The 25,000-nt window shown below is 55.3% G+C and carries 23 protein-coding genes and 2 pseudogenes; 2 read left to right on the top strand and 23 right to left on the bottom strand.

Annotation, left to right across the window (positions count from 1 at the left end; genetic code table 11):
• Positions 1-11: 11 nt before the first annotated feature.
• The 8 genes from A6764_RS07665 to A6764_RS07630 are packed head-to-tail and all read right to left on the bottom strand — an operon-like array spanning position 12 to position 7,093.
• Positions 12-950 (bottom strand): amidohydrolase family protein, encoded by a 939-nt coding sequence (locus tag A6764_RS07665; RefSeq protein WP_065066893.1) that lies wholly within the window; start codon positions 948-950, stop codon positions 12-14.
• A 31-nt stretch (positions 951-981) separates the two neighbouring features.
• Positions 982-1,176: a 4-oxalocrotonate tautomerase gene (locus tag A6764_RS07660; protein ID WP_035295333.1), complete on the bottom strand. Its 195-nt coding sequence runs from the start codon at positions 1,174-1,176 to the stop codon at positions 982-984.
• 27 nt (positions 1,177-1,203) lie between these two features.
• Complete coding sequence (locus A6764_RS07655; protein ID WP_065066894.1) at positions 1,204-1,986, bottom strand: 2-keto-4-pentenoate hydratase; 783 nt, start codon at positions 1,984-1,986, stop codon at positions 1,204-1,206.
• A complete protein-coding gene (dmpG, locus tag A6764_RS07650) occupies positions 1,979-3,019 on the bottom strand; it encodes a 4-hydroxy-2-oxovalerate aldolase (RefSeq protein WP_065066913.1) in 1,041 nt (346 codons plus the stop codon). The genes A6764_RS07655 and dmpG overlap by 8 nt, the downstream gene beginning before the upstream one ends.
• A gap of 34 nt (positions 3,020-3,053) precedes the next feature.
• Positions 3,054-3,938: an acetaldehyde dehydrogenase (acetylating) gene (locus tag A6764_RS07645; protein WP_065066895.1), complete on the bottom strand. Its 885-nt coding sequence runs from the start codon at positions 3,936-3,938 to the stop codon at positions 3,054-3,056.
• Between the two features lie 24 nt (positions 3,939-3,962).
• Positions 3,963-4,757 (bottom strand): 2-keto-4-pentenoate hydratase, encoded by a 795-nt coding sequence (locus tag A6764_RS07640; protein ID WP_035289918.1) that lies wholly within the window; start codon positions 4,755-4,757, stop codon positions 3,963-3,965.
• A gap of 17 nt (positions 4,758-4,774) precedes the next feature.
• The gene (locus tag A6764_RS07635) at positions 4,775-6,247 is read right to left on the bottom strand and encodes an aldehyde dehydrogenase (RefSeq protein WP_065066896.1); all 1,473 of its coding nucleotides are present in this window, start codon (positions 6,245-6,247) and stop codon (positions 4,775-4,777) included.
• Between the two features lie 45 nt (positions 6,248-6,292).
• A complete protein-coding gene (locus A6764_RS07630; protein WP_029099859.1) occupies positions 6,293-7,093 on the bottom strand; it encodes a DODA-type extradiol aromatic ring-opening family dioxygenase in 801 nt (266 codons plus the stop codon).
• 208 nt (positions 7,094-7,301) lie between these two features.
• Here A6764_RS07630 and A6764_RS07625 point away from each other — a divergent pair, with 208 nt between their 5' ends.
• Positions 7,302-8,081: an IclR family transcriptional regulator gene (locus A6764_RS07625; RefSeq protein WP_029099858.1), complete on the top strand. Its 780-nt coding sequence runs from the start codon at positions 7,302-7,304 to the stop codon at positions 8,079-8,081.
• 210 nt (positions 8,082-8,291) lie between these two features.
• On the opposite strand, the pseudogene A6764_RS07620 reads toward A6764_RS07625, so the two are convergent.
• From A6764_RS07620 to A6764_RS07555, 14 genes and pseudogenes are all read right to left on the bottom strand, one after another.
• A pseudogene (locus A6764_RS07620) lies at positions 8,292-8,510 on the bottom strand (MFS transporter); the annotation flags it as partial.
• A 225-nt stretch (positions 8,511-8,735) separates the two neighbouring features.
• Positions 8,736-8,957 (bottom strand): annotated as a pseudogene (locus A6764_RS07615) (class II fructose-bisphosphate aldolase); the annotation flags it as partial.
• 128 nt (positions 8,958-9,085) lie between these two features.
• The gene (gene iolC / locus A6764_RS07610) at positions 9,086-10,090 is read right to left on the bottom strand and encodes a 5-dehydro-2-deoxygluconokinase (RefSeq protein ID WP_065066897.1); all 1,005 of its coding nucleotides are present in this window, start codon (positions 10,088-10,090) and stop codon (positions 9,086-9,088) included.
• A gap of 25 nt (positions 10,091-10,115) precedes the next feature.
• On the bottom strand, positions 10,116-10,934 hold the full coding sequence (gene iolB, locus A6764_RS07605; RefSeq protein ID WP_065066898.1) for a 5-deoxy-glucuronate isomerase: 819 nt from the start codon (positions 10,932-10,934) through the stop codon (positions 10,116-10,118).
• Between the two features lie 14 nt (positions 10,935-10,948).
• Complete coding sequence (gene iolE, locus A6764_RS07600) at positions 10,949-11,872, bottom strand: myo-inosose-2 dehydratase (protein ID WP_065066899.1); 924 nt, start codon at positions 11,870-11,872, stop codon at positions 10,949-10,951.
• Positions 11,873-11,893: 21 nt separating this feature from the next.
• Positions 11,894-13,828, bottom strand: coding sequence for a 3D-(3,5/4)-trihydroxycyclohexane-1,2-dione acylhydrolase (decyclizing) (gene iolD, locus A6764_RS07595; RefSeq protein WP_065066900.1), 1,935 nt, complete (start codon positions 13,826-13,828; stop codon positions 11,894-11,896).
• A gap of 48 nt (positions 13,829-13,876) precedes the next feature.
• On the bottom strand, positions 13,877-14,713 hold the full coding sequence (locus A6764_RS07590) for a sugar phosphate isomerase/epimerase family protein (protein WP_065066901.1): 837 nt from the start codon (positions 14,711-14,713) through the stop codon (positions 13,877-13,879).
• Between the two features lie 20 nt (positions 14,714-14,733).
• Positions 14,734-15,738, bottom strand: a complete 1,005-nt coding sequence (locus tag A6764_RS07585; RefSeq protein WP_065066902.1) for an ABC transporter permease — start codon at positions 15,736-15,738, stop codon at positions 14,734-14,736.
• Positions 15,739-15,765: 27 nt separating this feature from the next.
• Positions 15,766-17,271, bottom strand: a complete 1,506-nt coding sequence (locus A6764_RS07580) for a sugar ABC transporter ATP-binding protein (protein ID WP_065066903.1) — start codon at positions 17,269-17,271, stop codon at positions 15,766-15,768.
• A gap of 15 nt (positions 17,272-17,286) precedes the next feature.
• Positions 17,287-18,261: a sugar ABC transporter substrate-binding protein gene (locus A6764_RS07575; RefSeq protein ID WP_065066904.1), complete on the bottom strand. Its 975-nt coding sequence runs from the start codon at positions 18,259-18,261 to the stop codon at positions 17,287-17,289.
• A gap of 55 nt (positions 18,262-18,316) precedes the next feature.
• Complete coding sequence (locus A6764_RS07570) at positions 18,317-19,363, bottom strand: Gfo/Idh/MocA family oxidoreductase (RefSeq protein WP_065066905.1); 1,047 nt, start codon at positions 19,361-19,363, stop codon at positions 18,317-18,319.
• Between the two features lie 63 nt (positions 19,364-19,426).
• Positions 19,427-20,263: a Gfo/Idh/MocA family protein gene (locus A6764_RS07565; RefSeq protein ID WP_065066906.1), complete on the bottom strand. Its 837-nt coding sequence runs from the start codon at positions 20,261-20,263 to the stop codon at positions 19,427-19,429.
• A gap of 36 nt (positions 20,264-20,299) precedes the next feature.
• Positions 20,300-21,298: a Gfo/Idh/MocA family protein gene (locus tag A6764_RS07560; RefSeq protein ID WP_044897864.1), complete on the bottom strand. Its 999-nt coding sequence runs from the start codon at positions 21,296-21,298 to the stop codon at positions 20,300-20,302.
• A gap of 396 nt (positions 21,299-21,694) precedes the next feature.
• Positions 21,695-22,699, bottom strand: a complete 1,005-nt coding sequence (locus A6764_RS07555) for a LacI family DNA-binding transcriptional regulator (protein ID WP_035295358.1) — start codon at positions 22,697-22,699, stop codon at positions 21,695-21,697.
• 391 nt (positions 22,700-23,090) lie between these two features.
• Here A6764_RS07555 and A6764_RS07550 point away from each other — a divergent pair, with 391 nt between their 5' ends.
• A complete protein-coding gene (locus A6764_RS07550; RefSeq protein ID WP_065066907.1) occupies positions 23,091-23,804 on the top strand; it encodes a DUF421 domain-containing protein in 714 nt (237 codons plus the stop codon).
• 381 nt (positions 23,805-24,185) lie between these two features.
• On the opposite strand, the gene A6764_RS07545 is transcribed toward A6764_RS07550, so the two are convergent.
• Entirely contained in the window at positions 24,186-24,818 is a 633-nt protein-coding gene (locus A6764_RS07545; protein ID WP_065066908.1) for a hypothetical protein, read from the bottom strand.
• Positions 24,819-25,000 lie beyond the last annotated feature (182 nt).

The raw sequence follows: 25,000 nt of genomic DNA, 5'->3' as shown, positions 1-25,000 counted from the left end.
ATTTCCAATTGTCACTCCGCCATCAGTGTTTGAAACCCGGTGGCGCCTGAGGAATCGGGCGGCCACGCACACAGATCGAACGGATAGTCGGAACCGGGAACGACCCGGTCGCCTCCGACCAGATCGATCAGGCAGCGGATTCCCGCGGGATTCCACAACACCGTGTCATACCAGAACCGTTTGAGATAGTCGTGTGGAGAGGCCTGCAGATGGGCGTTCACCGCTTTCCATTTGGCATATCCTGTCTCGAGTCGTCCGATCTGATAGGGAAGATACCCGCCCCCGTGCGCCAACAGGATCTTCACGTTGGGGTATTTGTCCATGAGACCGCTCAGCATGAGATCGACGGCGCATACGGTTGTCTCCCACGGAACTCCGATCAGATTTGCCATCATCCGCTGCCCCAGCCTCGCGTCTACGCTCAGCAGCGGGTGCAGGAAGAGGATCGCCTTTTGATGATCGGCTTCCTCCCAAAACGGTGCAAACTTCTCATGCGACAGCAGGTTTCCGGACCATGAGGTGGCGATGATCGCTCCTTTCAATCCCAGTCCCATCGCGTCGCGCAATTCGTTTGCCGCACGGGCGGGCTCCTGCAGCGTCACGGTGGCCAGAGCGGACAAACGCTGTTGGTGCGCCCCTGCCCAGGCGGCAAGAGAGCGGTTGTAAACCGACGCCAGCTCCGCTGTGACTGCTGCCGGACAGTCATAGAGAAACAACTGGGGAATCGGCGAAACGAGGGAGTGCGTCACCCCCGCCTGTTCCTGCTCCTCGAGATACAGCGCGGGGTTGATGAACGCTTCCTTCAGTTCAAACTCCCAGGTTCCGTTTACGCGGAGGAAATCCGCCTTTGCCGGATCACGCTTGATCCACGCGGCATTCACGTCATGCGCGTGACTCTTCAGCCACTGGATCACATCGGGTGGAATGACGTGCGTATGGACGTCGTACATGTTTTGCCTCCCAACCGTGATAGGATGACGCCTATCTGTTTTCCGCCTCTGAAATTGGCGTTCCGCCTACGCCCCAATGGCTTTTGGGGATTTCCGCGACGATGACGCGAATGCGGTCCCTGGGGGAACCCAGTTCGGCCGCCACCGTTTCCGTTACATGGGCAATCAAGGACCTGATCTTTTCCTTCGGTCTTCCCTCCAGGATTTGAATGGTGATAATGGGCATCTGCCTTTCTCCCTCCCTGCAAACGAATTACGCCCGGACGAGAAAGCCGACCGAACCCAGCCCATCCAGTCTTGCGCTGACGGCGTCTCCGGGCTGCAGCATCACCGCACCGGTAATGCCCCCTGTTAAAATCGTTTGTCCGGCCTTCAGCTTCAATCCCTTGCGTGCCAGCATATTGGCCAGCATCGCCACCGAGTTGGCGGGATGCCCCAACACAGCCGCTCCCGCTCCCATCTCCTTCAGCTCACCGTTGATCGACAGCGTGACCCCCACCAGATCCAGCTCCAGTTCGTCGGGCCGCTTCAGCGTCGTTCCAAACACCACGCGGGAAGAGGAAGCGTTGTCTGCGATCACATCGGGAAGGGTAAAGTGAAAGCGTTCATACCGGCTGTCGATGATCTCCAGCGCGGGCATCACATGCGCTGTCGCTGCCAGCACCTGCGCGCCCGTAACGCCCGGCCCCTCAATATCCCGGCCGAGAACAAACGCGATTTCCGCTTCGACCTTGGGATGAATCAGGTCGCGGAAGGAGATCTCGCCGCCGGATACGACCATGTAGTCAAAAATGAAGCCATAGATCGGTTCCTCCACATTCATCTGCTTCATCTTCGCCCGGCTGGTCAAGCCCATTTTGGGGCCGACAATCCGGTATCCCTGTTCCAGCTTTTTTCCCACCAGAACTTCTTGAATCTGATAGGCATCTTCCACCGTAAGCTCCGGGTATTGTTCCGTAATGCGGGTCACTTCCCGTTTTTCCACCTCGGCGCGATTCAGCCATTCTGCAAGCGAAACAGCAGTCGCTCTATCCATACCGTTCCTCCTGGTTGACGGCAGTGCCCGTTTTTTGCCTTGCCAATTCGGCGGCGATGTCCACGATCATGTCTTCCTGACCGCCTACCACTTTGCGCCGTCCCACTTCCATCAAGATATCGCGGGAGTCGAGCGAAAACGTTTTGGCCGCTCGCCGGGCATGCAGCAGAAAACTGGAATAGACACCGGCGTAGCCCAACACGAGACTGTCCCTGGTGATCTCCTGCGGCGCTGCCAGGATGGGCGCCACGATCTCTTCCGCCGCATCCATCAGCTTGTAGACGTCAATGCCGGTTTTGATGCCCAGTTTCTCCAAGACGGCAACCAGCACTTCCGTCTGCGTGTTTCCTGCGCCTGCCCCCAAGCAGCGCATGCTGCCATCGATGCGGGTGGCCCCTTCTTCAATGGCCGCCAGGGTATTGGCCATCGCCAGTGACAAATTGTTATGGCCGTGGAAGCCGACATGGACGCGCAGGCGCTGCCTAAGCGCGCGAACCCGTTCGCGAACCTGATGGGGGAGAAGAGCGCCGGCCGAATCCACGATGTACACCGTTTCCGCTCCGCAGCTTTCCATCAGGGCGGCCTGTTCGACCAGCTTCTCCACCGGTGCCATGTGCGCCATCATCAAGAATCCGACGGTTTCCAAGCCCAATTCCCTGGCCGTCTGAAGGTGCTGGGCAGACACGTCGGCTTCGGTCACGTGCGTCGCAATCCGCGCCATTTTCACCCCCAGCTTCGCCGCTTCCTTCAGTTCCCGTACCGTCCCGATCCCCGGCAGCACCAGCACGGCCACTTTCGATTCCCCAGAGACAGAGACGGCCGCTTCGATCAGCTCCATTTCGTTTGTGCGGGACAACCCGTACTGCAGGGACGAGCCGCCCAACCCGTCGCCGTGCGACACTTCGATATAAGGAACATGGGCTTCTCCCAATGCCCGGGCTACACGCGTCACCTGCTCGACCGTAAACTGATGGGCAATGGCGTGGCTGCCATCGCGCAGGGCCACTTCCGTGATGAACAAATCGCGCTCCATGCTCATCCGCAATTCCTCCCCCTTTTCCCGCACGCTACACGACCGTGTTGGACAGTTTGTGTTTAGCGATTTCTTCGGCGACTTTTACCGCTGCCGCCGTCATGATGTCCAGGTTGCCTGCATAGGTGGGCAGGTAGTCTCCCGCCCCCTCCACCTCCAGAAAGACCGTCACCTTGTTTCCGTCAAAAAGCGGCTCGCTGCGCAGACGGTACCCGGGCACATACGACTGGATCGACTCCACCGTTTGATAAATGGACCGGGTGATCGCATGCCGGTCCATCCGCTCCGGATCAACCAGCGCATACACCGTATCCCTCATCAGGATCGGCGGCTCAGCCGGGTTCAGGATGATAATCGCCTTTCCCCGTTTCGCTCCCCCGATCAACTCCAGGCCGCGGGCGGTGGTTTGCGTGAATTCGTCGATGTTGGCGCGTGTTCCGGGTCCCGCGCTCCTGCTGGCAATCGTCGCCACGATCTCCGCATAGTCCACGGGAGCCACCCGGTTTACGGCATGAACGATGGGAATCGTGGCCTGCCCGCCGCAGGTGATGAGGTTGACGTTGGGGTCGTCCAGGTGGGCATCCATGTTGACCGTCGGGACGACAAACGGGCCAACCGCAGCCGGCGTCAGGTCAACAGCCGTTTTCCCCGCCTGTTTCAACGCTTTGGCATGCCGGATGTGAGCCTTCGCCGAAGTGGCGTCAAACAAGATGTCCGCCAGTTCAGGCTGCTCCAAAAATCCGCCAAGTCCGGAAGCAATCGCCGCGTACCCCAGCTCGCGTGCCCGCTGCAACCCATCCGATTCCGGGTCAATCCCGATCACGGCGGTCAGCTCCAACACAGGTGACCGGCGCAGTTTCATCATCAAATCGGTGCCAATGTTTCCCGAGCCGAGAATGGCTACCTTCACCTTCACCAATTCAATCCCGTCCTTCCCCTTGTTCTATTTCAGAGAGGCAAACCTCACGCTGACTTCTCCCAGGTGGGCAAACCTGGCCCGAAAATGATCGCCCGGCGCGGCATTTACGGCTGCTGACAAAGCGCCGGAGAGAATCACTTCTCCTGCCTTCAGCGGAATGCCGAATTCGAATAATTTGTTCGCCAGCCAGGCCACGCAGGCTGCCGGGCTGCCCAAGGCGGCGGCGCCGACGCCGGTGTTGGCGATTTCCCCGTTTTTGTAGAGAACCATTCCGATCTGAGCCAAATCAACCCGATCCACCGGAACCGGTTTTCCCCCCAACACATAGAGACCGGAGGAAGCATTGTCGGCAACCGTATCCGGCAGGGCAATCTTCCAATCCGCCACCCGGCTGTCGACAATCTCCAGAGCCGGAAGCACGTAATCCGTTGCCAGCAGCACGTCAAGCTCGGTCACCTGCGGCCCGATCAGATCGCGTTTCAGCACAAAGGCGATTTCGCCTTCCACCCGCGGCTGCAGGACACGGTGCCACGGGATTTCTCCGCCATTTTCCACGACCATGTCATCCAGCAGGTGTCCGTAATCGGGCTGGTCCACCCCCAGCAGTTTTTGCATGGCCAGGGAGGTGAGCCCGATTTTCTTGCCCACCACCCGCCTGCCTTCCTGAATCTTTCGTTGAATCGTAACCAACTGCACGTCATACGCTTCCTTCTCGGTGATCGCGGGGTCGAGCGCGGTGATTGGCTGTACCCCACGCCCCTCGGATGCGGCCCTGGCCAGATGGTCGGCCAACTCGACGGCTTTTTGCGAAGCGCTCATCGCCGGTGTCCTCCTTTTTACAGCTTGATGCAAATGTTGGTCAGCTCCGAGTAGAATTCAAAGCTGTGAACGCCGCCTTCCCGCCCGATGCCGCTCTGCTTCATCCCGCCAAACGGGGTGCGCAGATCGCGGAAAAACCACGTATTCACCCAGATGATTCCCGCTTCGATCTGTCCCGCGACGCGATGCGCGCGCCGCAAATCGTTGGTCCAGATCGTCGCGCTCAGTCCGTAGTGGGTATCGTTTGCCTGTTCAATGACTTCTTCCTCGGTATCAAACGGCGTAACGGTCACGACCGGACCGAATATTTCCTCCCGCACCACCCGGCAGCTCCGATCCACTCCCGTAATGATGGTCGGTTCCAGGTAGTAGCCTTTTTCCAATCCTTCTGGACGGCGTCCGCCCAGCAAGATGGTGCCTCCTTCCTGCCGGGCCAGCTCGATGTACTGGGTAACGCGCTGATAGTGCTCCTCGCTGATCAACGCCCCCACCTTCGTCTTTTCATGGAACGGGTCACCCACCAGCAGTTCCTTCGTTTTGGCGACGAATTTATCGAGAAATTCCTGATAGGCGGCGCGTTCCACATAGATTCTCGAGCCGCACAGGCATACTTCCCCCTGGTTGACAAAACTTGATTTCAACGTGGTGTCGATCACTTCATCCAAATCGGAATCGGCGAAAATGATATTCGGATTTTTTCCGCCCAACTCATAGGAAAGGCGTTTCAGCGTTTTTGCGGCGGCCTGCATGATGATTTTTCCGGTTGTCGTTTCACCGGTAAAGGTGATGCCGTTTACATCCGGATGTTCCACCAGCGCGGAACCGGCGGAATCAGGCCCGAATCCATGTACGACGTTCACGACACCGTCAGGGATTCCCGCATCGCGGCAGATTTCAGCCAGCACCGTGGCCGTCATGGGCGTCAGCTCTGCCGGCTTCATCACCACCGTATTACCCGCAGCCAGGGCGGGAGCCAATTTCCACGTCAACAAAAGCAGCGGCAGGTTCCACGGATTGATGAGTCCCACCACGCCCAAGGGACGGCGAATGGCGTAATTGATCGCCACGTCATCCGATTGGGAGGCCTCCGTGCCGATCGTGCGCACATAATCGGCGAAAAAGTGGAAGTTGTAGGCGGCACGCGGGATGTCCACGCTTTTCGAGAGCCACAAGGGTTTTCCCGTATCCAGGGATTCCAGAATGGCCAGCTCCTCTTGTCTCTCTAGGATGAGATCCCCGATGCGCCGCAGGACTGCCACCCGTTCATTGGCCGTCATGCTGCGCCAGGGGCCGCGCAAGGCTTTCCGGGCCGCCTGCACGGCGAGATCGATCTCCTCGGGACCGCCTTCTGCCACCGTGCCCAGCACCTCTTCCGTTGCCGGGTTGATATTTGGAAATACCCTACCGTTCACGGAAGGAACAAATTGACCGTTGATAAAATGCAGACAGTCGATCGCTTTCGTTTTTGGCTGCAGACCAGTGGTTGACATCCATTTCCCTCCAAATTGTTTTTATATTGTTTTGATTCCGACAATTCAGGATGCAAAGGTAATCACCGCGTTCCCGCTTCCCGATGACTGCGCATACCCCAGGAATCTAGCCTGGTACCGACTGTCCAGGACACCCAGCAGCGCGGCCAAATGGCGCCCGCCCGATTCCACGCCGGCAAGCCGGGCGTATTGGGTGAGCATCTCGCGGGCCCGATCGTATTCCCCCGTGAGGAGATACTGGATAAACTGATTGTCCATCGCCTGTTCCGACAAGGTCGGCATTTTGTCCGGCCCTCTGACCAGATTGTGAGACAAGGCCCCGCTGCTTACAAAGACGGCGCGTTTGCTGCTCGACCGCAGGACCTTCCCGATTTGCTGCCCCCACAGATGGCTTTCGTCCAGACTGGATGCCAGGCATACCGAGAGATCGACAACGGGTACATCTCCCTGGGGAACCAGATACCGCAGCGGGACAACGGTACCGTAATCCCAGGTATACGTCGGGTCGTGAAATCCGATCACGGGTATCCCGGCGCTTTTGCCCGCTTCGACAAGCTGACCTGCCAGCTCCGGGTCCCCCGGATAATCGTAGGGAACATTGGCGATCAGATCGGGGCATTCCACCGCGGTCAATACCCCTTTATGGCGCGGAGCCACATTCACGTAATGATGGAAGGTTGCCGGAAAATGACACGACATCAGCACAATCACGTCTGCCTGAACCTCCCGGATCGCAGCGGCTGCCTGGCGCATCCCCTCGACCAATGCCTTTTGAAAATCGGGAGCCTTCTCCTCATGGCAAATGCGCGGCACATGAGCGGCCAACATCCCCAAAGATAGCGGCATCATGCTCACTCCTTGCTTTCGGTAATGGTGTGGGATGAGATTGTATTCCTACTATAGCTCGCTGAAACCGCTAACAAAACGTCCGCGTTCTGATATGGTGAACGCCGACAAATTTTTTCCCACATTTTTTTCTAGCGTTTTCACTTTAAGTCAAAATATTCGAAATATATTGATATAATGGAGGCAAAATCAGGAGGGAGGTCTCTCGATGGCAGGGAACCACGAAAAACGAATGCTGTCTTCACTGACGAATGCCCTTCGCATCCTTCGCTCGTATTCCCTTGACAAACCCAGTCAGGGGATCACCGAATTGGCCGCTTCTCTCAAGCTGGGAAAAAGCACGGTACACCGGCTCGTATCAACCCTTTCCCACGAAGGATTCCTCGTGAAAGACGCCGAAACGCAAAAATATCGCCTGGGTTTTTCCGTGTTGGCGCTGAGCGGAGTGGTCACGTCTACGCTCGACGTTTATCACGAATCCCTGCCCGTTGTTCGCAAACTGGTGGACACGGTGGGGGAAACGGCGCATATCGGGATCTTGGAAGGCAGCGACGTGATCTACATCATGAAAATCGAATGCAATCACCACGTCCGCTTTTTAACCCACGTCGGAAGGCGAAATCCGCTGTACTGCACCAGTTCCGGCAAAGTGCTGCTGGCCCATAAGGAACTGCCCTTTATTCAAAAGGTCATCGAAAACGGTCTGGTCAAACACACGGCCAACACCATCACCGATCCGGCCCTGCTCCTGCAGCACCTGCAAAAAGTCAAAAAAGACGGCTGTGCGACCAGCTACGAGGAGCTGTTGGAAGGCGTCCACTCCATCGCCGCTCCCATCCGCGATTACACGGGACAGGTCGTCGCCGCCATCACTCTCGTGGGGCCGAAACAGCGGATGACCCGGTCCAAAGTTCCTTTTCTGATCAAGAAGGTGAAAGAGGCCGGGCAGGAAATCTCGGAAAAATTGGGGTACTATAAACGGCAGTAAAACGAAACAAGCCGACGCCAGTCGAGTGCCGGCGTCAGCTTGCCAACTAGGTGTTTTTCTCAACATCTGCGAGACAGGGTCTTGCCCACTGCTCGGTTTTCTTCCAATAACCAACGAGAACGGCGGCGACCAGTCCCCATGCACCGGCAACATAAAATCCCGCTGCCAGCCCCATTGATTCACAAGATAACCGCCTGCGCTCATACCGGTGAGCTGCGCCAGGACCACCACAAACGAAATGCTGCTCATGGCGCGGTGAACGTCCCGGTCTGGATAATAGCGGGAATACAGGACGGTGAACGCAACCCACGTTGCCGCGGCCACTCCGGCCAGAGAGCGGGAGACCAGTACCCATCCCAGACTGTCCGTTAGTGCAAACAGCAGACAACTGCACGTACCGATTGCCAATCCCACGCGAATAAACGGCATCCTTGCCTTCACAAGGATCCGAGAAGATGCCAAAGGGCACCCGGCATGCACATTGCGCGAGCCCGTAGCTGCTCAACACCAGACCGATCCACGCATACGTGCCCCCCAACGATTCCAGGTAGGGAGACAGAATGGGAACATAGAAAAAATGCGAAACCCAAAACAAAAACGAAACCGCCCGAAACATGTATCGGTCTCTTGCTCGTGAATCCTGCGCCATCCGCTTTACCACTTGTGACAATCCGCTTTTCCCGAAGACCCGAATGCGCGCATGTTCCGCTTCACCGTCTCCCTGACTGCCTCTCTTGCCCGCCCCAAATAGATTCGCGGATCGTACAGCTTCGGATCGTCTTCCAGGGCACGGCGAATCGCTTCGGTACAAGCCATCTGATTCTCGGTGTTCACGTTGATTTTGGCCGTCCCCAGGGAGATGGCTGTCTGGATATCCGGGACTCACGGCCAGAATGACAGGAGATCGCTCCTCTTCCGCAGCCTGCAGGATCGCTTGCGTGAATTCCAGGTTGTTCAGGTTGAAATGACCGACCAGCGCAGCATCTGTTTCATGGAAACCAACCTCATTCTCCTTCCCCGCTCCGGCACTTCCGGATATAGCGTTCGATCTGCTCCACCGTCGGCATCGCCTCCGAGCAGCTGTGGGAGGAAATGACAATCGCGGCGGCGGCAGCGCCGTATTCTATTGCTTTCGGAATGTCCCATCCCTGCATCAGCCCGTAGATCACAGCGGCTGCATAGGCGTCTCCCGCCCCAAACGTCTTGACCACCTTCGCCGGAAAAATCGTCCCTGCAAAACACTGGCCGTCGTTGGTGTACGCGATGGAACCGTCTTTTCCGTGTTTGATCAAGACGATCCTGGCCCGGCAGTCAAACCACCTTCTCGCCGTGACGGCGTCATCGTGACGGTCGTTGCGATCGAAGCGCTCCATCCTGTCGAATTCTTCCCGGGTGCCGAAAATGACGTCGCACTTTTCGGCGGCCAGCTTGTAGTAGATCGCCGTTTCTTCCGGAGAGGTCCACGTGTACGGACGGTAGTCGAGATCAAAAAACGTCACGACGCCGTGCCTTCTCGCATAGTCCAGGGCGAGAAACACCGCTTCACGCGACGGGCTTTTCGCCAGCGCCGTACCGGAGATCAAGATCGCTTTGGCATTCCTGATCGCCTCTTCGTTCACGTCGTTCGGTTCCAGCCGCAAATCCGCCGCATTATCCCGGTACATCAGGATGCTGCATTCGGTCGGGCTCTTGATTTCGGTAAAGGCGAGCCCGGTTACGCTGCCCGATTGGTCGATGATCACCTGGGAGGTGTCAATCTGATTTTGTTCCAGGTAGCCGACGATAAACCGCCCCATCTGATCGTCCGCCACCCGTCCGATAAACCCCGTTTTCATTCCCAACCGGGACAAGCCGATGGCGATGTTGGCCGGGGAGCCGCCCACATATTTGGTGAAGGTCAGCGTTTCTTCCATCGGGCGGTTGATTTCATTGGCATTCAAATCGATGCACAGCCTGCCGATTGCGATGAAATCCGTCGGTTTGCGGCTGTCAAACGTCAGATTGTTCATGGTCACATCCCCTTCCCTTCCAACCCTACCGGCCGGCCTGTTTGCTTGCCATCACCCACTCGTGGGCCGGATCGTTCCGAAACTTCCACGTGCGAACCGGTCCCGCCATGACGTTCAAATAGTAGACGTCATAGCCGGGCGGGGCGGAAACGGGGTGGTAGCCTTTGGGAACCAATACCGCATCACCGCTGTGCACGATCAGCGTCTCGTCCAGCGAACGGTCGTCCGTGTACACGCGCTGTACGGCGAAGCCGTGACCGGGATGGATTTTGTAATAATACGTTTCCTCCAGATGGGATTCATGAGGCAGATTGTCCTGATCATGCTTGTGCGGAGGATAGCTGGACCAGTGTCCTTCCGGTGTGAACACTTCGACCACTAGCAAGCTGTCCGCCGGTTGTTGTTCCGGCAGAATGTTGTGAATTCTTCTCTCGATGTTGCCCGCTCCCCGCTGCTCAACGCCGACGTCTGCGGGAGGAATCAGGCGGGCGGGGTACGTTCCCTTTCCCGGAGCCAGACAGACCGCCAGTTCAACATCCGTTACGGCTTCCACTTCATAGGAATCGCCCGGGGGGACATAGACGGAATAAGGCGGGATTTTTTCAAATACATCCATGCGCTGGCCGATGCTTTCCCACGCTGCGCGGCCGGTGGTGACATGGGCGATGCCCGTCAACAGAACGATGCACACTTCCCGATCGCCGGTTTGCCTTTTCAAGGTCTGCCCTTTTGGCAGCGCGTACACGTCGAATCCGACGTACCTCCACCCTGCCGATTCCGGAGTAACGCATAGCACCTTCCCTTCTTCGTCCGGTCGGGAACCGGGAACAATCAACGTACTCATCTTCTCCCCCCCTCCTATTCTTGGTTCACCGCTTTGACTGCCCGGATGGTTGCCTCGAGATAGTCCTTCGCCCGTTGCGCATAGGTGTAGGGATGAGCGGCGGCCGGGTCCTGTTCCGCTTCGACAATCAGCCAGCCCGTGTAGTTGTTTTCCATCAGCTTCTCTATGATCGGCGCAAAGTCAATGCATCCATCGCCCGGCACCGTGAACATTCCCTTCTTCACCGCACTGCGAAAATCGATGTTCTGCTGCCGGACGTGCTCCAGAACATCCCGGCGGACATCTTTCAAATGGACGTATTGGATCCGGTCCCCATGGTTTTGCAGCAGTTCCAGCGGATCGTATCCTCCGTACAGCGCATGCCCGGTGTCGTACAGCAAATGCACCAGGGCCGGATCCGTCAGCGCCATGATCCGATCGATCTCGTCCGCCGTTTCCACCACAGTGCCGGCGTGGTAATGATAGACGAGCTTCATGCCGTGTGCCCGGCACAGCCGGGCCGCCCGATGCAGCCCCTCCACCAGCGATTCCCATTGGTCTTCCGTCAGTTTGTGGATCGCTATGTCGTCCGGCGAACGCCGGGGATCCCAATGCATCGACCCGCCCATCTCGCATGCGATCACATGCTCGCAGCCCATTTCCTTCAGGTACCGCACCCATGTGCCAAAGGCCTGCAGTTCCTCTTCCAGGCGGTCGGCGTCCGAAAACAGCGTCCCCACAAATTTGCTGGCAAGCTGTATGCCATACGCGTCCAGTTTGGCCTTCAGCGTCGAAGGATCCTGCATGAAAAGGCGCCCCATTTCGGTGGAAACATACCCGAGAGCAGACATTTCGGACAAGACCTGATCCTGCGTGTAGTGGTCGCCGAGGCCGGGAATATCGTCATTGACCCAGCCGATGGGGGCGATTCCGATCCGGAAGGGATTGGTTTGCCTCATCTCATACACCCCTGTTCTGGATTAGTATTGTCGTGCGTGTTTTAGGTTCTCTTCCTTTTCCCGATAAGCCGCTCTCACCCTGGGATTGTGCGAAGCCCCCGCGATGCCGACATGCCACCATGATTCATACCCGCCGGTCATCGTCTTCGGCAGCACCTTGATGTCGATCAAGGTCGACACGGTTTGCCGTTTCGCGTCCGCGATGGCTGCCCGGAGTTCATCCGTCGTCCGAACCCGGTATGTTTTCACGCCGTATCCGGCGGCGCTTTGGGCGAAATCAACGGTCATCAGGCCGCCGTCCAAGCGGCCGGTTTCCGGGTTCCGATATCGGAATTCCGTTCCGAAGCTGCCCATGCCGTTTCCCATTTGCAGGTTGTTGATGCACCCGAACGAGGCGTTGTCAAACAGCAGCACATTGATTTTTTTGCCTTCCTGGATGCTCGTCACCAATTCGGAATGCAGCATCAGGTAGCTGCCGTCCCCCACCATGGCATAGACTTCCTTGTCCGGTTCCGCCATTTTGACGCCGAGCGCCCCGGCTATTTCATATCCCATGCAGGAGTAGCCGTATTCCATGTGGTAGGTGTTCGGCCGGCGGCATTCCCACAATCGCTGCAGGTCGCCGGGGAGGCTTCCCGATGCCCCGACGATAATCGCGTCCTCCTCAATCAGGGCGTTCACCAGGCCGATCACTTCGGTTTGCGTGAGGCAGGATTGAAAGGTGTCCGCAAATTCGGGCAGCACCTCATCAAGCTGGCCGGCCACTTCCGGCTTGAACCCCTCCTTTCGGTACTGAACGCGGCGCAGGCGGTCCCGCTCTGCTTTCCACGCCTGTTTGGCCTTTTCGATCTCATCCGTGTACCCGGATCGGTATCCGATCCGTTCCAGTTCTGCTTCCAGCGCAAGGAGGGCCAATTTGGCGTCAGCCACGATTTTCACCGCGTCCAGCTTGCTCGCGTGGTAATCGGAAACGTTGATGGTGACCACATCCACTTCCGGATGCTGAAACAAGCGCTTGGAGCCCGTCGTAAAGTCGGTAAACCTGGTGCCGATCCCGATTACGACATCCGCCTCTTTGGCGATCAGATTGGCCGCCAGGTTTCCGGTCACGCCAATGCCTCCCAGATTGTACGCATGACCGCTGTCCACCGCACTTTTCCCGGCCTGCGTCTCCCCGTACGGGATGTGAAACTTCTCGGAAAAGCGCCGCAGCACATCGGCCGCGTCGGCGTAACGAACACCCCCGCCGCAGATGATGATCGGCTTTTTCTTATTTCGCAGCAGGTCCACCGCATCGTTCAGCGCCGATTCGCTCGGGACGCGGCGGTCAATCCGATGGACGCGCTTTTGGAAAAAATACTCGGGAAAGTCATAGACTTCTCCCTGTACATCCTGGGGGAGGCAAATGGTTACGGCCCCGGTATCGGCCGGATCGGTGAGCACGCGCATGGCGTTGATCATGGCGGTCATCAATTGTTCCGGCCGGTTTACCCGATCCCAGTATTTGCTGACAGCGCGGAAGGCGTCATTGGTGGTGAGGGTCAAGTCATGGCCGTGTTCAATCTGCTGCAGAACGGGGTCCGGCTGCCTGGTGGCAAACGTATCGCCCGGCAAAAGCAAGACCGGTATCTGATTGGCGGTAGCCGTCGCAGCGGCTGTAATCATGTTGGCCGCTCCGGGACCAACGGACGACGTGCATGCCATGATTTGCCGGCGGTGCTTTTGCTTGGCGAACGCCACCGCAGCGTGTGCCATGCCCTGCTCATTTCGTCCCTGGTACACTTCCAGCTCTCCCGCATCTTCTTCCAGCGCCTGGCCAAGACCCAGTACATTCCCGTGGCCAAAAATGGTGAAGATCCCCTTTACCAACCGCTCCTGCCTGTCGTCCCATTCAACATACTGCTGCTGCAAAAAGGCTACCAACGCTTGCGCCGTTGTCACTTTCCTCGTCTTCATCCCGTTCGTGTCCCACCTTTACTCTGGTGTTGCGCATTCTGCCGGAACTCATCCGATTTCGAAGTATTTGCGCACGATGTTTTCCGTCGTTTCTTTCGCCACTTGTATCGTTCTCTCCACATCCCATTCCCAGTATTCCGGGCGAAACAGTTCGATCGACACCATGTCCCGATAGCCGATCTCTCGCAAGGTACTGAGGATGGATTCCAGATCGATGGCGCCTTCTCCCGGCCATACCCTGTGATGATCCCGCAATGCGCCAACAGGCAGATCTTCACAGTCATCGATATGAACCACAAACAATTTCGTCGGGTCTGCGTTTTGCAGGTCCTGTATGCGGGAGTTCATCGCGTGGAAGTGAAAGCAATCCAGCACGATTCCCACATTGTCTCTGTTCACTTCTTTTACAATGTCATACGCTTGATCAAACGTATTGACCGAACAGTTCGGATATCCGCAAAACTCCAGGGCTAATCGGGTGCCGTACGGTTGAGCCAGCTCTGCCAGCTCGTGCAGGACTCTTGCGGTTTCCTCCTTAATCTGTGAGCGGGTATAGTCTCCAATGTCAAAGGTGGGAACAACGACAATGGTGCTGCAGGCGAGGGCTTTGCCCATCTGACACAGGAATTGCAAGTCATCGATGATTTGTTGATACCCGGCCTTGTCTCTGAACGTGACAAACTCCAATGCATTAAAGGCGTAGGGCTTGATTCTGTGCGTGTCGAAGAAGGATTTCAAATCTTCTGCCGTATGTTCCCGCAAATAGTCCCTTAGCTTATCCAGCCTGATTTCGATGAAGTCATACCCGTACGTTTCACACAGCTCCAGATCGTTTTGAAGCGTCGAGTATTTCATGGTGGTCGCCTGGTTAAACGCTACTTTCATACATCCTCCCCGGTTCCGTTTCAGGATTTTTTGTTTTTCCGGGCATCGAGAAAGACAGCCGTGACAATGATCGCGCCCTTCAAGATCTGCTGCCAGTACGAGGATACGTTGAGCAGGTCGAGACCGTTGTTCATCACGCCGATGATGAGCGCCCCGATAATGGTGCCGCCAATCGTTCCGATCCCGCCGGAAAGGCTGGTACCGCCAATCACCGCTGCGGCGATCGCGTCCAGTTCATACATGACGCCTGCCGTCGGCTGACCGGACGCGATCCGGGACGTCAGGATGATCCCCGCGATCGAAGACAGCAAACCGGCGTACGCGTAAATCATGATTTTATACCTGTCGACCGGGATCCCCGCGATCTTCGCCGCTTGTTCATTCCCGCCCATCGCATAGACGTATTTGCCGAATTTGGTTTTGGTTAGCAGGAGATAGGAAACCAGACCGACCAGCGCAAAAATGAGAATGGGAATCGGTATCCCGAAAACAGCCCCTTGGCCGATGAACTTGAAGGAATCCGATAGATTCCCGATCGGCCTTCCGTCACTGAAGAGCAGCGCCGCCCCTCTCGCCCCGGTCATCATCCCCAGAGTGACGATAAACGGCGCAATTTTGCCTTTGGCAATAATCGTTCCGTTGATGACTCCCGCAAGAAGCCCGATTCCCAGTCCGATGGCGATCGGTACCACGAGCGGATAGCTGTCCGGATGCGCGAAGGTGGCGACTGCCACGGACACGAGAGCGATCACCGAACCGGATGAAAGGTCGATCCCCGTGGTGATAATGACCATCGTGACGCCAATCGCCACAATGCCGACGATCGACATCTGCCTCACGATATTCAGCAAATTGCCGGACGTAAAGAAGGTGGGCGACAGAATCGACATCACCAGGATCAACGCGATCAGAATGAAAAGCATCCCGTATCGCCCGAAGATGCGGAAGGCCGTTTCTTTCCAGTGGCGTTTCCCGGCTGCTTCGGACTTTTTTGGTTTGTTTGCGATCGTCACTTCACTGTTCATCCGCACGTCCCCCAGACTTGTATGAATCTAGCTGGCGATCAGCTCTCCGGTCGCCAACTGCATGATTTTTTCCTGGGTCGCCTCCTCTCGGCGCAATTCCCCCATTTTTCGTCCTTCGTGCATCACGATGACCCGGTCGCTCACGCCCAAAATTTCCGGAAGCTCGGAGGAAATCACCACGATGGCTTTGCCTTTTTTGGCCAGATCCGCAATCAGTTGGTAGATTTCAGATTTGGCCCCCACATCAATCCCGCGTGTCGGCTCATCCAGGATCAAGATGTCGGGATCGTGAAGCAGCCACCGGGCAAGCAGCGCTTTTTGCTGATTTCCGCCGCTCAGATACTTGATCGTTTGATGCAGGCCCGGCGTCTTGATGGCCAGTTGATCACACTGCTGCCGACAATCGGCCTGGATCCGCCTGGTATCGAGAAATCCACAGGTTGTGTAGCGGTCGATGTTCACGGCAATCATGTTGTCCTGCACCGAGAGCGGGAGGAACAAGCCCGTTCCCTTTCGATCCTCTGTCAAAAATCCCATCCCGCACCGAATCGCATCGCGCGGCGAACGAATCACCGTTTTCTCGCCTTTCACCACAATGTCACCCGAATCGGGAGGAACAATCCCGAATACGCTTTCCATTACCTCCGTTCGGCCGGAACCCATCAACCCCGCAAAGCCGACAACCTCTCCTCGGCGAACTTCAAAACTGACGTCCTCGAATTTCCCCTTTCTGGTCAGATGGTTGACTGCCAGCACAACGTCTCCGATTTCCGCACGCTTTTTCTGAAACACGTGATGCAGTTCCCGTCCGACCATCATTTCGATCAAGTGATCTTTGGTGATGCGATCACTCGGTTTTGTGCCCACGTACTTTCCATCGCGCAATACCGTAATCTCGTCCGTGATTTGCGCCAGTTCTTCCATTTTGTGCGTAATGTAAATGATGGACACGCCCTCTTTTTTCAGCGATCGAATGATGGCAAAGAGATGTTGGACTTCTTTTTCGGTGATCGCGGAGGTCGGTTCGTCCATGATGATGAGCTTGGATTGGCGGGAAATCGCCTTGGCGATCTCGACCATTTGCGTATGGGCAATGCTGAGGTCAACCATCTTTGCTCGCGGGTCGATGTCAATCTCCAGCCGCTCAAACAGCCTTCTCGTGTTTTCCTCCAGCTCCCTTTCTTTCACCCACCCCGTAAAACCGTAACTGGGCTCTCTTCCCAAAAAAATGTTTTCGGCGACCGTCATGTAGGGGATCGGGCTGAGCTCTTGGTGTATCATCGAGATCCCTTTGTCGAGCGCGTGTTTGACATGGGACAGCTTCAGCTCTTCCCCGTCAAAGGTAATGACCCCGCTGTCCGGGCTGTACATCCCGATCAATATTTTCATCAACGTTGATTTGCCCGCACCATTCTCTCCCAGCAAGGCGTGTACAGTCCCTTTCCTCACCTTGAGCTGTACGCGGTCCAGAGCTTTCACTCCCGGAAATTCCTTTGAAATATTCTCCATTTCCAGGATGTACGTGCTATGCATGACGCCTCCCCCGCTTTACTGCCATTTTTTCACGTACTCGTCCACGTTCTCCCTGGTTACCAGTTCGTACGGAATCCAGTTGAACTTTTCCACCTTTTCGCCTTTCGCGGCTTTGATCGCCACTTCCAGTCCGCCTTGTCCCTGTCCGGTCGCATTTTGAAAAACGGTCACCTGCAATTTTCCGGCTTTTACGTATTCCAACGCATCCGGTGTGGCATCGACGCCCGCCACGACAACGTCTTTCAGTTTTCCTGCCGCTTCGAGCGCCATGATCGCGCCGATCGCCATCTCATCATTGTTGGACACGACGGCATCAATTTTCTTTCCGGACTGGAGCCAGTTTTCCATCAAGGCCATGCCTTTCGCCCGATCCCATTCTCCCGTTCCTTCCAAGACCACCTTCATGTCCGGATACTTTTCAATGACCTGCTTGTTCCCTTCCGTTCGCTTGATTTGCGCCTCATGACCCATCTGGCCATTCATGATCGCGATGTTCCCTTTTCCGCCAAGCAGTTTTGCCACTTCCTCCATTTCCATGAGACCAGCCTTGATGGACTCGGACCCCACGTAGGCGGTAGCTGCTTCCACCCCGTCGTATTGTCGGTTCACGACCACGATCGGCAGATTGGCCTGGTTTGCTTTTTCGACCAGATTGGGCGCGGAGGTGGTGTCGACGGGGATCAGCACGATCGCATCCACTTTCTGCTGGATGAAGTTCTCCACCTGGGAGAGCTGCTTGCTGGCGTCATTCATCGCATCGACGTAAATGACTTCCACATTTTCCTGCGTTTTTTCATACTGTTTCATTCCATCCTGCAGGTAGCTCAACCACTTGTCATCAAAGTCGGGAAGCGCTGCGCCGATCACAATCTTGTCCTTCTTTCCAGAGGTTCCCTGCTGCGCTGTCTCCTGCTTGGCGCCGCACCCCACAACCAAGACAGTCACAAGGCATACAATCATCCACCATGCACCCTTCTTTAGTTTCCTCATGAATGGACCCCTCCTTATTTGCAGGTGACCCTGCCTGTTTGCACGCCAATTTCCTTCACTGACAGGAAAACCCGATCCGCTCGTTTATCCCGGACTTCCCCCCTCTTATCTTGACTTTTTTCCCGCTGTCAAATGATTCGGTGGCGGCGATGGCGATTTGCAAATTGCGTCTGCCGTCTGCTTCCGTAACGCATGGCGTTTGCTTGTGTTGGACACAGTGGATGAAATGAACCAGTTCCAATCGGTAGGCATCGTGAAAGCGGGTCTGGAAATCGGGGATGATCTCGTAGTGGCTTCCCTTGTGGTTCAGGTACGTCACATGCTGGTTGCGAAGAGTTCCAATAAACAGCGATCCTTCCGTGCCAATAATTTCCGTCCGGATGTCGTGACCGTAGGGCGAGTTTCGGCTGGCCTCGATATCCCCCGCTGCACCGGAGTCAAATTCGACATACGTGATCGCCTGATCCACATCGTTGAATTCTTCCATGAACGGATGAAGCAGCACTCTCCCGTGTGCGGAAACCGCGCTGATTTCCGCCCCCATCAGATATCGCGCCATGTCATAATCATGAATCGATACATCCAGAAACATCCGCCCGCTGTGCTTGATAAACGCGGCGGGAGGTGAACCGGCGTCACGGGTAATCCCTTTGAAGTAGAGGGGTTTTCCAATATCCCCTGCGTCAATCCTTCGTTTTGCCTCGGCATAGGCCGGGTCGAACCGTCTCATAAAGCCCACCTGGCAGATCACCCCACTCTCCTTGATGGTTTGGATGATCTCGTCCGCCTCTTCGATATGCTGCGTGAGCGGCTTTTCCACAAACATGGGCTTGCCGTGTTTCGCCGCCTGTTTGATCATGTCGGCATGGGTGCTGGTCGGCGTCACGATAATGACCGCATCGACATCGGGATCCGCAAATACTTCATCCGGATTCTTCGTCCATGTTTCCAGGCCCAATTCTCTTGCAACCTGTTCCGACCGTCCCTCCATCGGGTCGGCAACACTCACCAGTTGGGCCCCGCTCACTTGATGGGTGGCGATATTTTTCGCATGGTGATAACCCAGGCGGCCCAACCCCAGAACCGCACAGCGAATCGTCATGGAACCACGCACCTTTCCGTGTGGAGTAGTGGAGTAAGCGCTTTCTTCCGGGGATGCCGTTTTTCAGCGCATGCTTTGTTCCTTGAAACTCGGTAAATTACCTGTATATTCAGGCAATTTAACCCATTGTCCGGTTTGGACGGATTGTTCAACCGCCTCCAGCACGATCTGGTTGCGTACGCCGTCTTCGAAGTTGGGAGACGGACTGACTCCTGTGGAAATGCCGTTCATCATTTCTGCCAACAAGTTGATAAACGTGTGCTCATACCCGATGATGTGACCGGCAGGCCAGTACGCTGCCGCAAACGGATGCTCCACCTCCGTGCAGGAAATGGTGCGGAATCCCTGCAAGCCGGGTTCGTCCTCTTCCAGATACACCTGCAGGTGGTTCAGATTCTCCATGTCCCAGCGAATCGAGCCTTTTTCCCCATTGATTTCAAACCGGTTTCCCGCGCGGTTCCCTCTGCTGGAACGGGTGGCTTCGAACACGCCCAACCGATAATTGTGACAGACCATGTGGACGACACCGGCTTTCTTGACCGCTTCCAGCATGTGCAGGGCCTGCCCGACGGTGAGCGCCAGCGGCTTTTCACAGATTACGTGCTTGCCCGCCTGCGCCGCCGCTATCGCAATCTCCGCATGCGTGTTGTTGGGGGTGACGATGGCGATCAGATCAATATCGTCCCGTTCGATCAGACGGCGCCAATCCGTTTCCCAGGAGGCCCAGCCCATCTTTTCCGCCGCCTCTCGGACCCCCGCTGCATCGCGCCCGGCGATCGCCTGCAGGACTGGAACCGCCTCTGTATCGAAATAGAACGGGAGATCCCGAAACGCATGACTGTGGGCTTTGCCCATAAACTTGTACCCAACCATTCCGACCCGAACCTGCTTCTTGTTCACAGCCTTCCGCCACTCCCTTCCCGTCCCCTGTCATGGTTAACGTGCCGCTTGGCGAAAATCGATGCGCTTGCCCGTTTTGGCGCTTTCATACACGGCTTCCAGCAGTTGAATCGAACGAAATCCGTCTTCCGCTGTCACGGGCGGTTTCGTCCCATGGACAATCGCGTCAATGAACAGCCGATCTTCCTCCGCGTACCCCCACTTCTCCTCCATCGGCAGTTGGAAGTAGTCGTGGACCTGTGCCGGCTGTTTCAAGCCAGGGGCGTACATCACCTTCTCCAATTCCTGTGTGGCGACGGTCGCGTATGTTCCGTACACCTCCAGGCTCTCGAACGGAAAGCTCCAACCGGCGTGGGCGTACGTGACAAACGTGGCGACCGTTCCCGATTCAAACGTCAGCAGGATGGCAAACGTGTCCATTTCCGACGCGGAGATATGCTGTCTGCCCTCGCAGGTGACCGATTGGACTTCTCCGAATAAGTAACGGCTCAAGTCCATGAGGTGAAAAGGCGTTTCGTACAGGAACCCACCGGTAACCTTCGGGTCGGCGGTCCAGGCGGGATGCAGCAGTTCTCCCCGGTTCATTTTGAGATGCGCCAGGTACGGGGTGACCTCGCCGGAGCCAATCCACTCCTTCACGCGTTTGTACACGGACGCATACCGGCGATTCATCCCCAGATTGTACACCGCTTTCGACGATGCCGCCGCCTCTCTGATTTGTTCCGCCTCCGCCAACGACGTGGCCATCGGTTTTTCGGAGAACACGTGGATGTTCCGTTTCAAACACGCAAGTACCGGCTCCACGTGCAGCGTATTGGGGGTGGTGACATACACCGCGTCGACGCCAAGATCAAACAGCTCTTCCAGGCTTCCGACCGCTTTCGCCCTCCCCGCCTCAGCCGCCAGGGCCATCGCCCGTCCTTCCAAGATGTCGGCCACGCCCACAATCTCCACCCGTTCATCTCGCTTCAGGATCGAGGCATGTACCTTGGCAATCCCGCCCGCTCCCAAAATGCCAACCTTCACCAACGCCATGCAGCATGTCTCCCTTCTCTCCACACCTATCCCGTATTTCGCCAAATCAGAAAGCGCTTACACTTTTTCCATGACAAATCGCATCCTGCTCGTTTTTTCTCCTCGATCGAAACCGATTGACCGGATGGATCATGCCGCGATGTCACCGCGCTCATGGCTGCAGGACACTCCGTGCTGCGGGTTGCGCAAGCGCTTTCTCTAATTTGTCTTCATTTTACATCCTCCGCCCGCGCCTTGCAACATATTTTTTAGAAAATAAAAAATTGAATGAAAAGTAATGGCGCTTGCGCATCTGTGACAAAAAAAGCGCTCTGCCATCCCCTGCACGTTCGTGAGGAGAGGCAGAGCGCGTGTGTCCGTCAGGATCGTGATGCTTTCGGAAAACTGCCGGCCCGTCTACGGTATGGCCTTCGTGGACTGGCGAATGATCAGCTCGGGCGGTAAAATGACACGCTGCTTCGTCTTTTTTTCCCCCTCGATTTCACGTACCAGCAAATCCATCACCTGACGTCCCATCTCGTCAATCGGCTGGGCGATGGTCGTCAGCGGCGGATCTACGATGGACGCCAATATCGTGTTGTCGAATCCGACAACAGACACATCGTCAGGGATGTGCAGCCCCAGTTCCTTGGCTGCCTGGTAGACGCCAATGGCCAGGAAGTCAAAACAAGCAAAAATCGCTGTCGGCCGTTTGGGTGACGTCAGCAGTTCCCGCGCTGCCCGCTTCCCGTCCTCCAGCGAATAATCCGTCCGGATCACCAGGTCTTCCTCCAGCTCCAAGCCGTTGTCCTCCAGCACCTGCCGAAACGCCTGCAGTCGATATTTATCACTCGTTCGATTCATGTTTCCCAGCAAGATGGCAATCCGTTTGTGCCCCAGCGAAACCAGGTGGGAGGCAGCCTGATACCCCCCCAGATAATCGTCGACAGATACCACGTCGATCGTCAATTCCGGGATGTCCTGCGCAATCAGCGCCACCGGCAGATTCTCCTGCAACAGTTCCTTCAAGACGCGATGATTTCTCGTGGTGGTGCCGATGATGATGCCGTCGACGCTTTTCTGCTTCAACAAGGACAGGTACATGTCTTCCGTTTCCGGGTTGTTGTCCGTGTTGCACATCAACAGGTTAAAGCCCAGTTCCCTTCCCCGGTCCTCCACCCTCCGCGCGACCGCGGCAAAAAAGGGATTGGCAACGTCCGGGATGATGAGTCCGATCGTACGCGTACGCTTTCCCGTCAACGCGGATGCGACCACGCTGGGCTGGTAGCCCAACTGCTCAATCACTTCCAGGACCCGTTTCTTCGTCTTCGCGCTGATCCGGCCGGTATTATTGATCACGCGGGAAACCGTGGATATGGACACGCCCGCTTTCTCCGCAACGTCATAAATGGTTGTCTTCATTTCTCATCCACTTTCGTATCATTCTTTTTCGATTCGGAAATAGGGAAAGCGCTTGCTCTCCTTTCTGTCTTCAGTTTACAGGGTCCCTTTTTGTTTCGCAATTGGATTTTGAGGGAATGATCCCAATTTTCGGGCAATGGCGACGGTCATCGGCGGGATTTTTGCCACAGTTTCCGCCATGCGCAGATGGACTACCCACATACGCATAGAACCCTGGTAACGGATTCGCTCCGGCTCTTGTCGAATCCCTGAATCCCTTGACGAAGGATGGGGGGAATCCTGGGAATCCACTCCATCCATTCGTAAATCGACATGCTTCTCTTCGATTGAAAACAAAAAAATACGGATAAAAATAGTAATGGTTTACAATAACGAATGATGGCGGTGTGAAATGGACTCACATATCTTTGACATCGTTCTTCGATCTGTTCTTGCATTTGCTATTATAATGGTCATTGCTCGTACGCTTGGAAAACCGACGGTTGCCCAACTGACGTATCACGATTTTGTAGCTACGATTACATTGGGCGCGATAACAGCCAATTTGACATTTAACAAGCAAACGAGTGTCTGGGAGTTGATCACCGCATTGCTCACTTTCAGCGGCATAGCGTATTTCCTCATGTATCTAGCACTGAAAAACCGAACGCTCCGTAAATGGTTTTCAGGTCAGCCAACGGTTCTCATCCAAGACGGAAAAATCTTGGAGAATAACATGCGAAAATTGAAACTGACATTAGATACGCTAAATCAGGAATTACGGGAAAAAAATATTTTCAACCTTGAAGAAGTTCAATATGCCGTACTTGAACTGAATGGAAAAATTTCCGTACTTCGAAAACCGAAATACCTACCGGTAACACGAAAAGACTTAAAACTGAAACCCAACATAAGGCAATATTTCCCAATTGAACTGATCATGGACGGCCAAATCATTGAGGACAACTTGAAAGATAACGGGATTACAAAAGAATGGCTCCTATCGCAAGTGAGAAAGCGAGGGCTCTCCATCGAGAAGATTAATTATGCCGTAAAAAGTTCGAATGGATCTTTATATATTGATCCATTCGAAGATCACATTAGCCAACCGATCGATCAGGAATAAGAATCTGCCAAGCGATAGGCCTCCTGCCTCAAGATCACCGGCATACGGTCACGGATGTCTGCGCCAACCTTGTTGGGCCGGCTGGCCGGAACCATTCGCCCCCGCTTCCGGGTCAGGCAGGTAAAACAACATTTCCCTTCGACCCGTTTGTGGATTGCGTGCCATATCAACTCCTTTACACAGTGGTATCGACTGGTCGTAACCCTGTGTAAAGAGATTGGTAGCAAGTCCGCTTTCCTATTTTTTATTGTTCCGGAATCGGATACTCTCTATCCAATATGTCATCCTTGTCACAAACATCCGAATCCTCATCTTCTCCGGCCTGTCTTATTCGATTTCTTTCCTTTTTGATCAGGGAATCAAGATTATATTTTTGCTCCACTACGCACATTTTACTGCCGTCCGCCCCTTCATCGAGCTGGATGTAGACAGGAGCGTCACTGTCCAGGTAATAGCTGACCGGAATGACGGGATCGGTTTTCCTGTAAAATCCGATGGTACCACAGTAGTCGTCCATGTAGTCGGCGACAATAAACTGTCCATTGGAAAGATTTCAGCCTGTCCCGTATGGACGATCTGGTGGTATTGGTTATAGTGCGCCGTCACTTCGAGAAAGGCAGACACATCATAATAGAGTTTCTTCCTTCCACGCCGGCCAATGACCAATGGTTTTCCCTTGAATAGCTTACCTTCAACGATCTCCAGCGCATTTTTCACATAATAGCCCTTTTCATCTTTCTCATCGTAACTGAACGTATAGTACTCCAGGAATTCCCGGATCCGGTCCGTATCATAATACAAGGGAAACTGCACCGAGACGAACAATGTTTTGTTTTTCAGCTCCAACAACGTGAAGAAGAATTCCAGCATTTGAATGCTCTGGCTTTGAAATGAGTCATATTTCATTTCGTAGTCTGGAAGAAAACAGTACTCGTAACAATCCGGCAGCCTGCGCAAGACTCCCTTTTTGATCGCATGCTTGTTCTTTTCTGATGAGAAGTCGATAATCTCCATGGTTGAGTCTCCTTCCGCCTACTCCAGGCCTAAATTTAGCTATTTGACTGTCATAAGTGACTGCTTCTTGGGGTTGATAACTGACTGTGGCTCCAAGCAGCAGCTCTAATGCAATCGTTACTGAAGAAAGTTTGCGGAACATGTTGTCTAAAAATTAAAATGCCCACCTTTATTGAAAATGA

The sequence above is a fragment of the Brevibacillus sp. WF146 genome (assembly GCF_001673705.2).
In the GTDB taxonomy this organism is placed as follows: domain Bacteria; phylum Bacillota; class Bacilli; order Brevibacillales; family Brevibacillaceae; genus Brevibacillus; species Brevibacillus thermoruber.
This window is presented reverse-complemented; position numbering and strand designations above follow the sequence as displayed.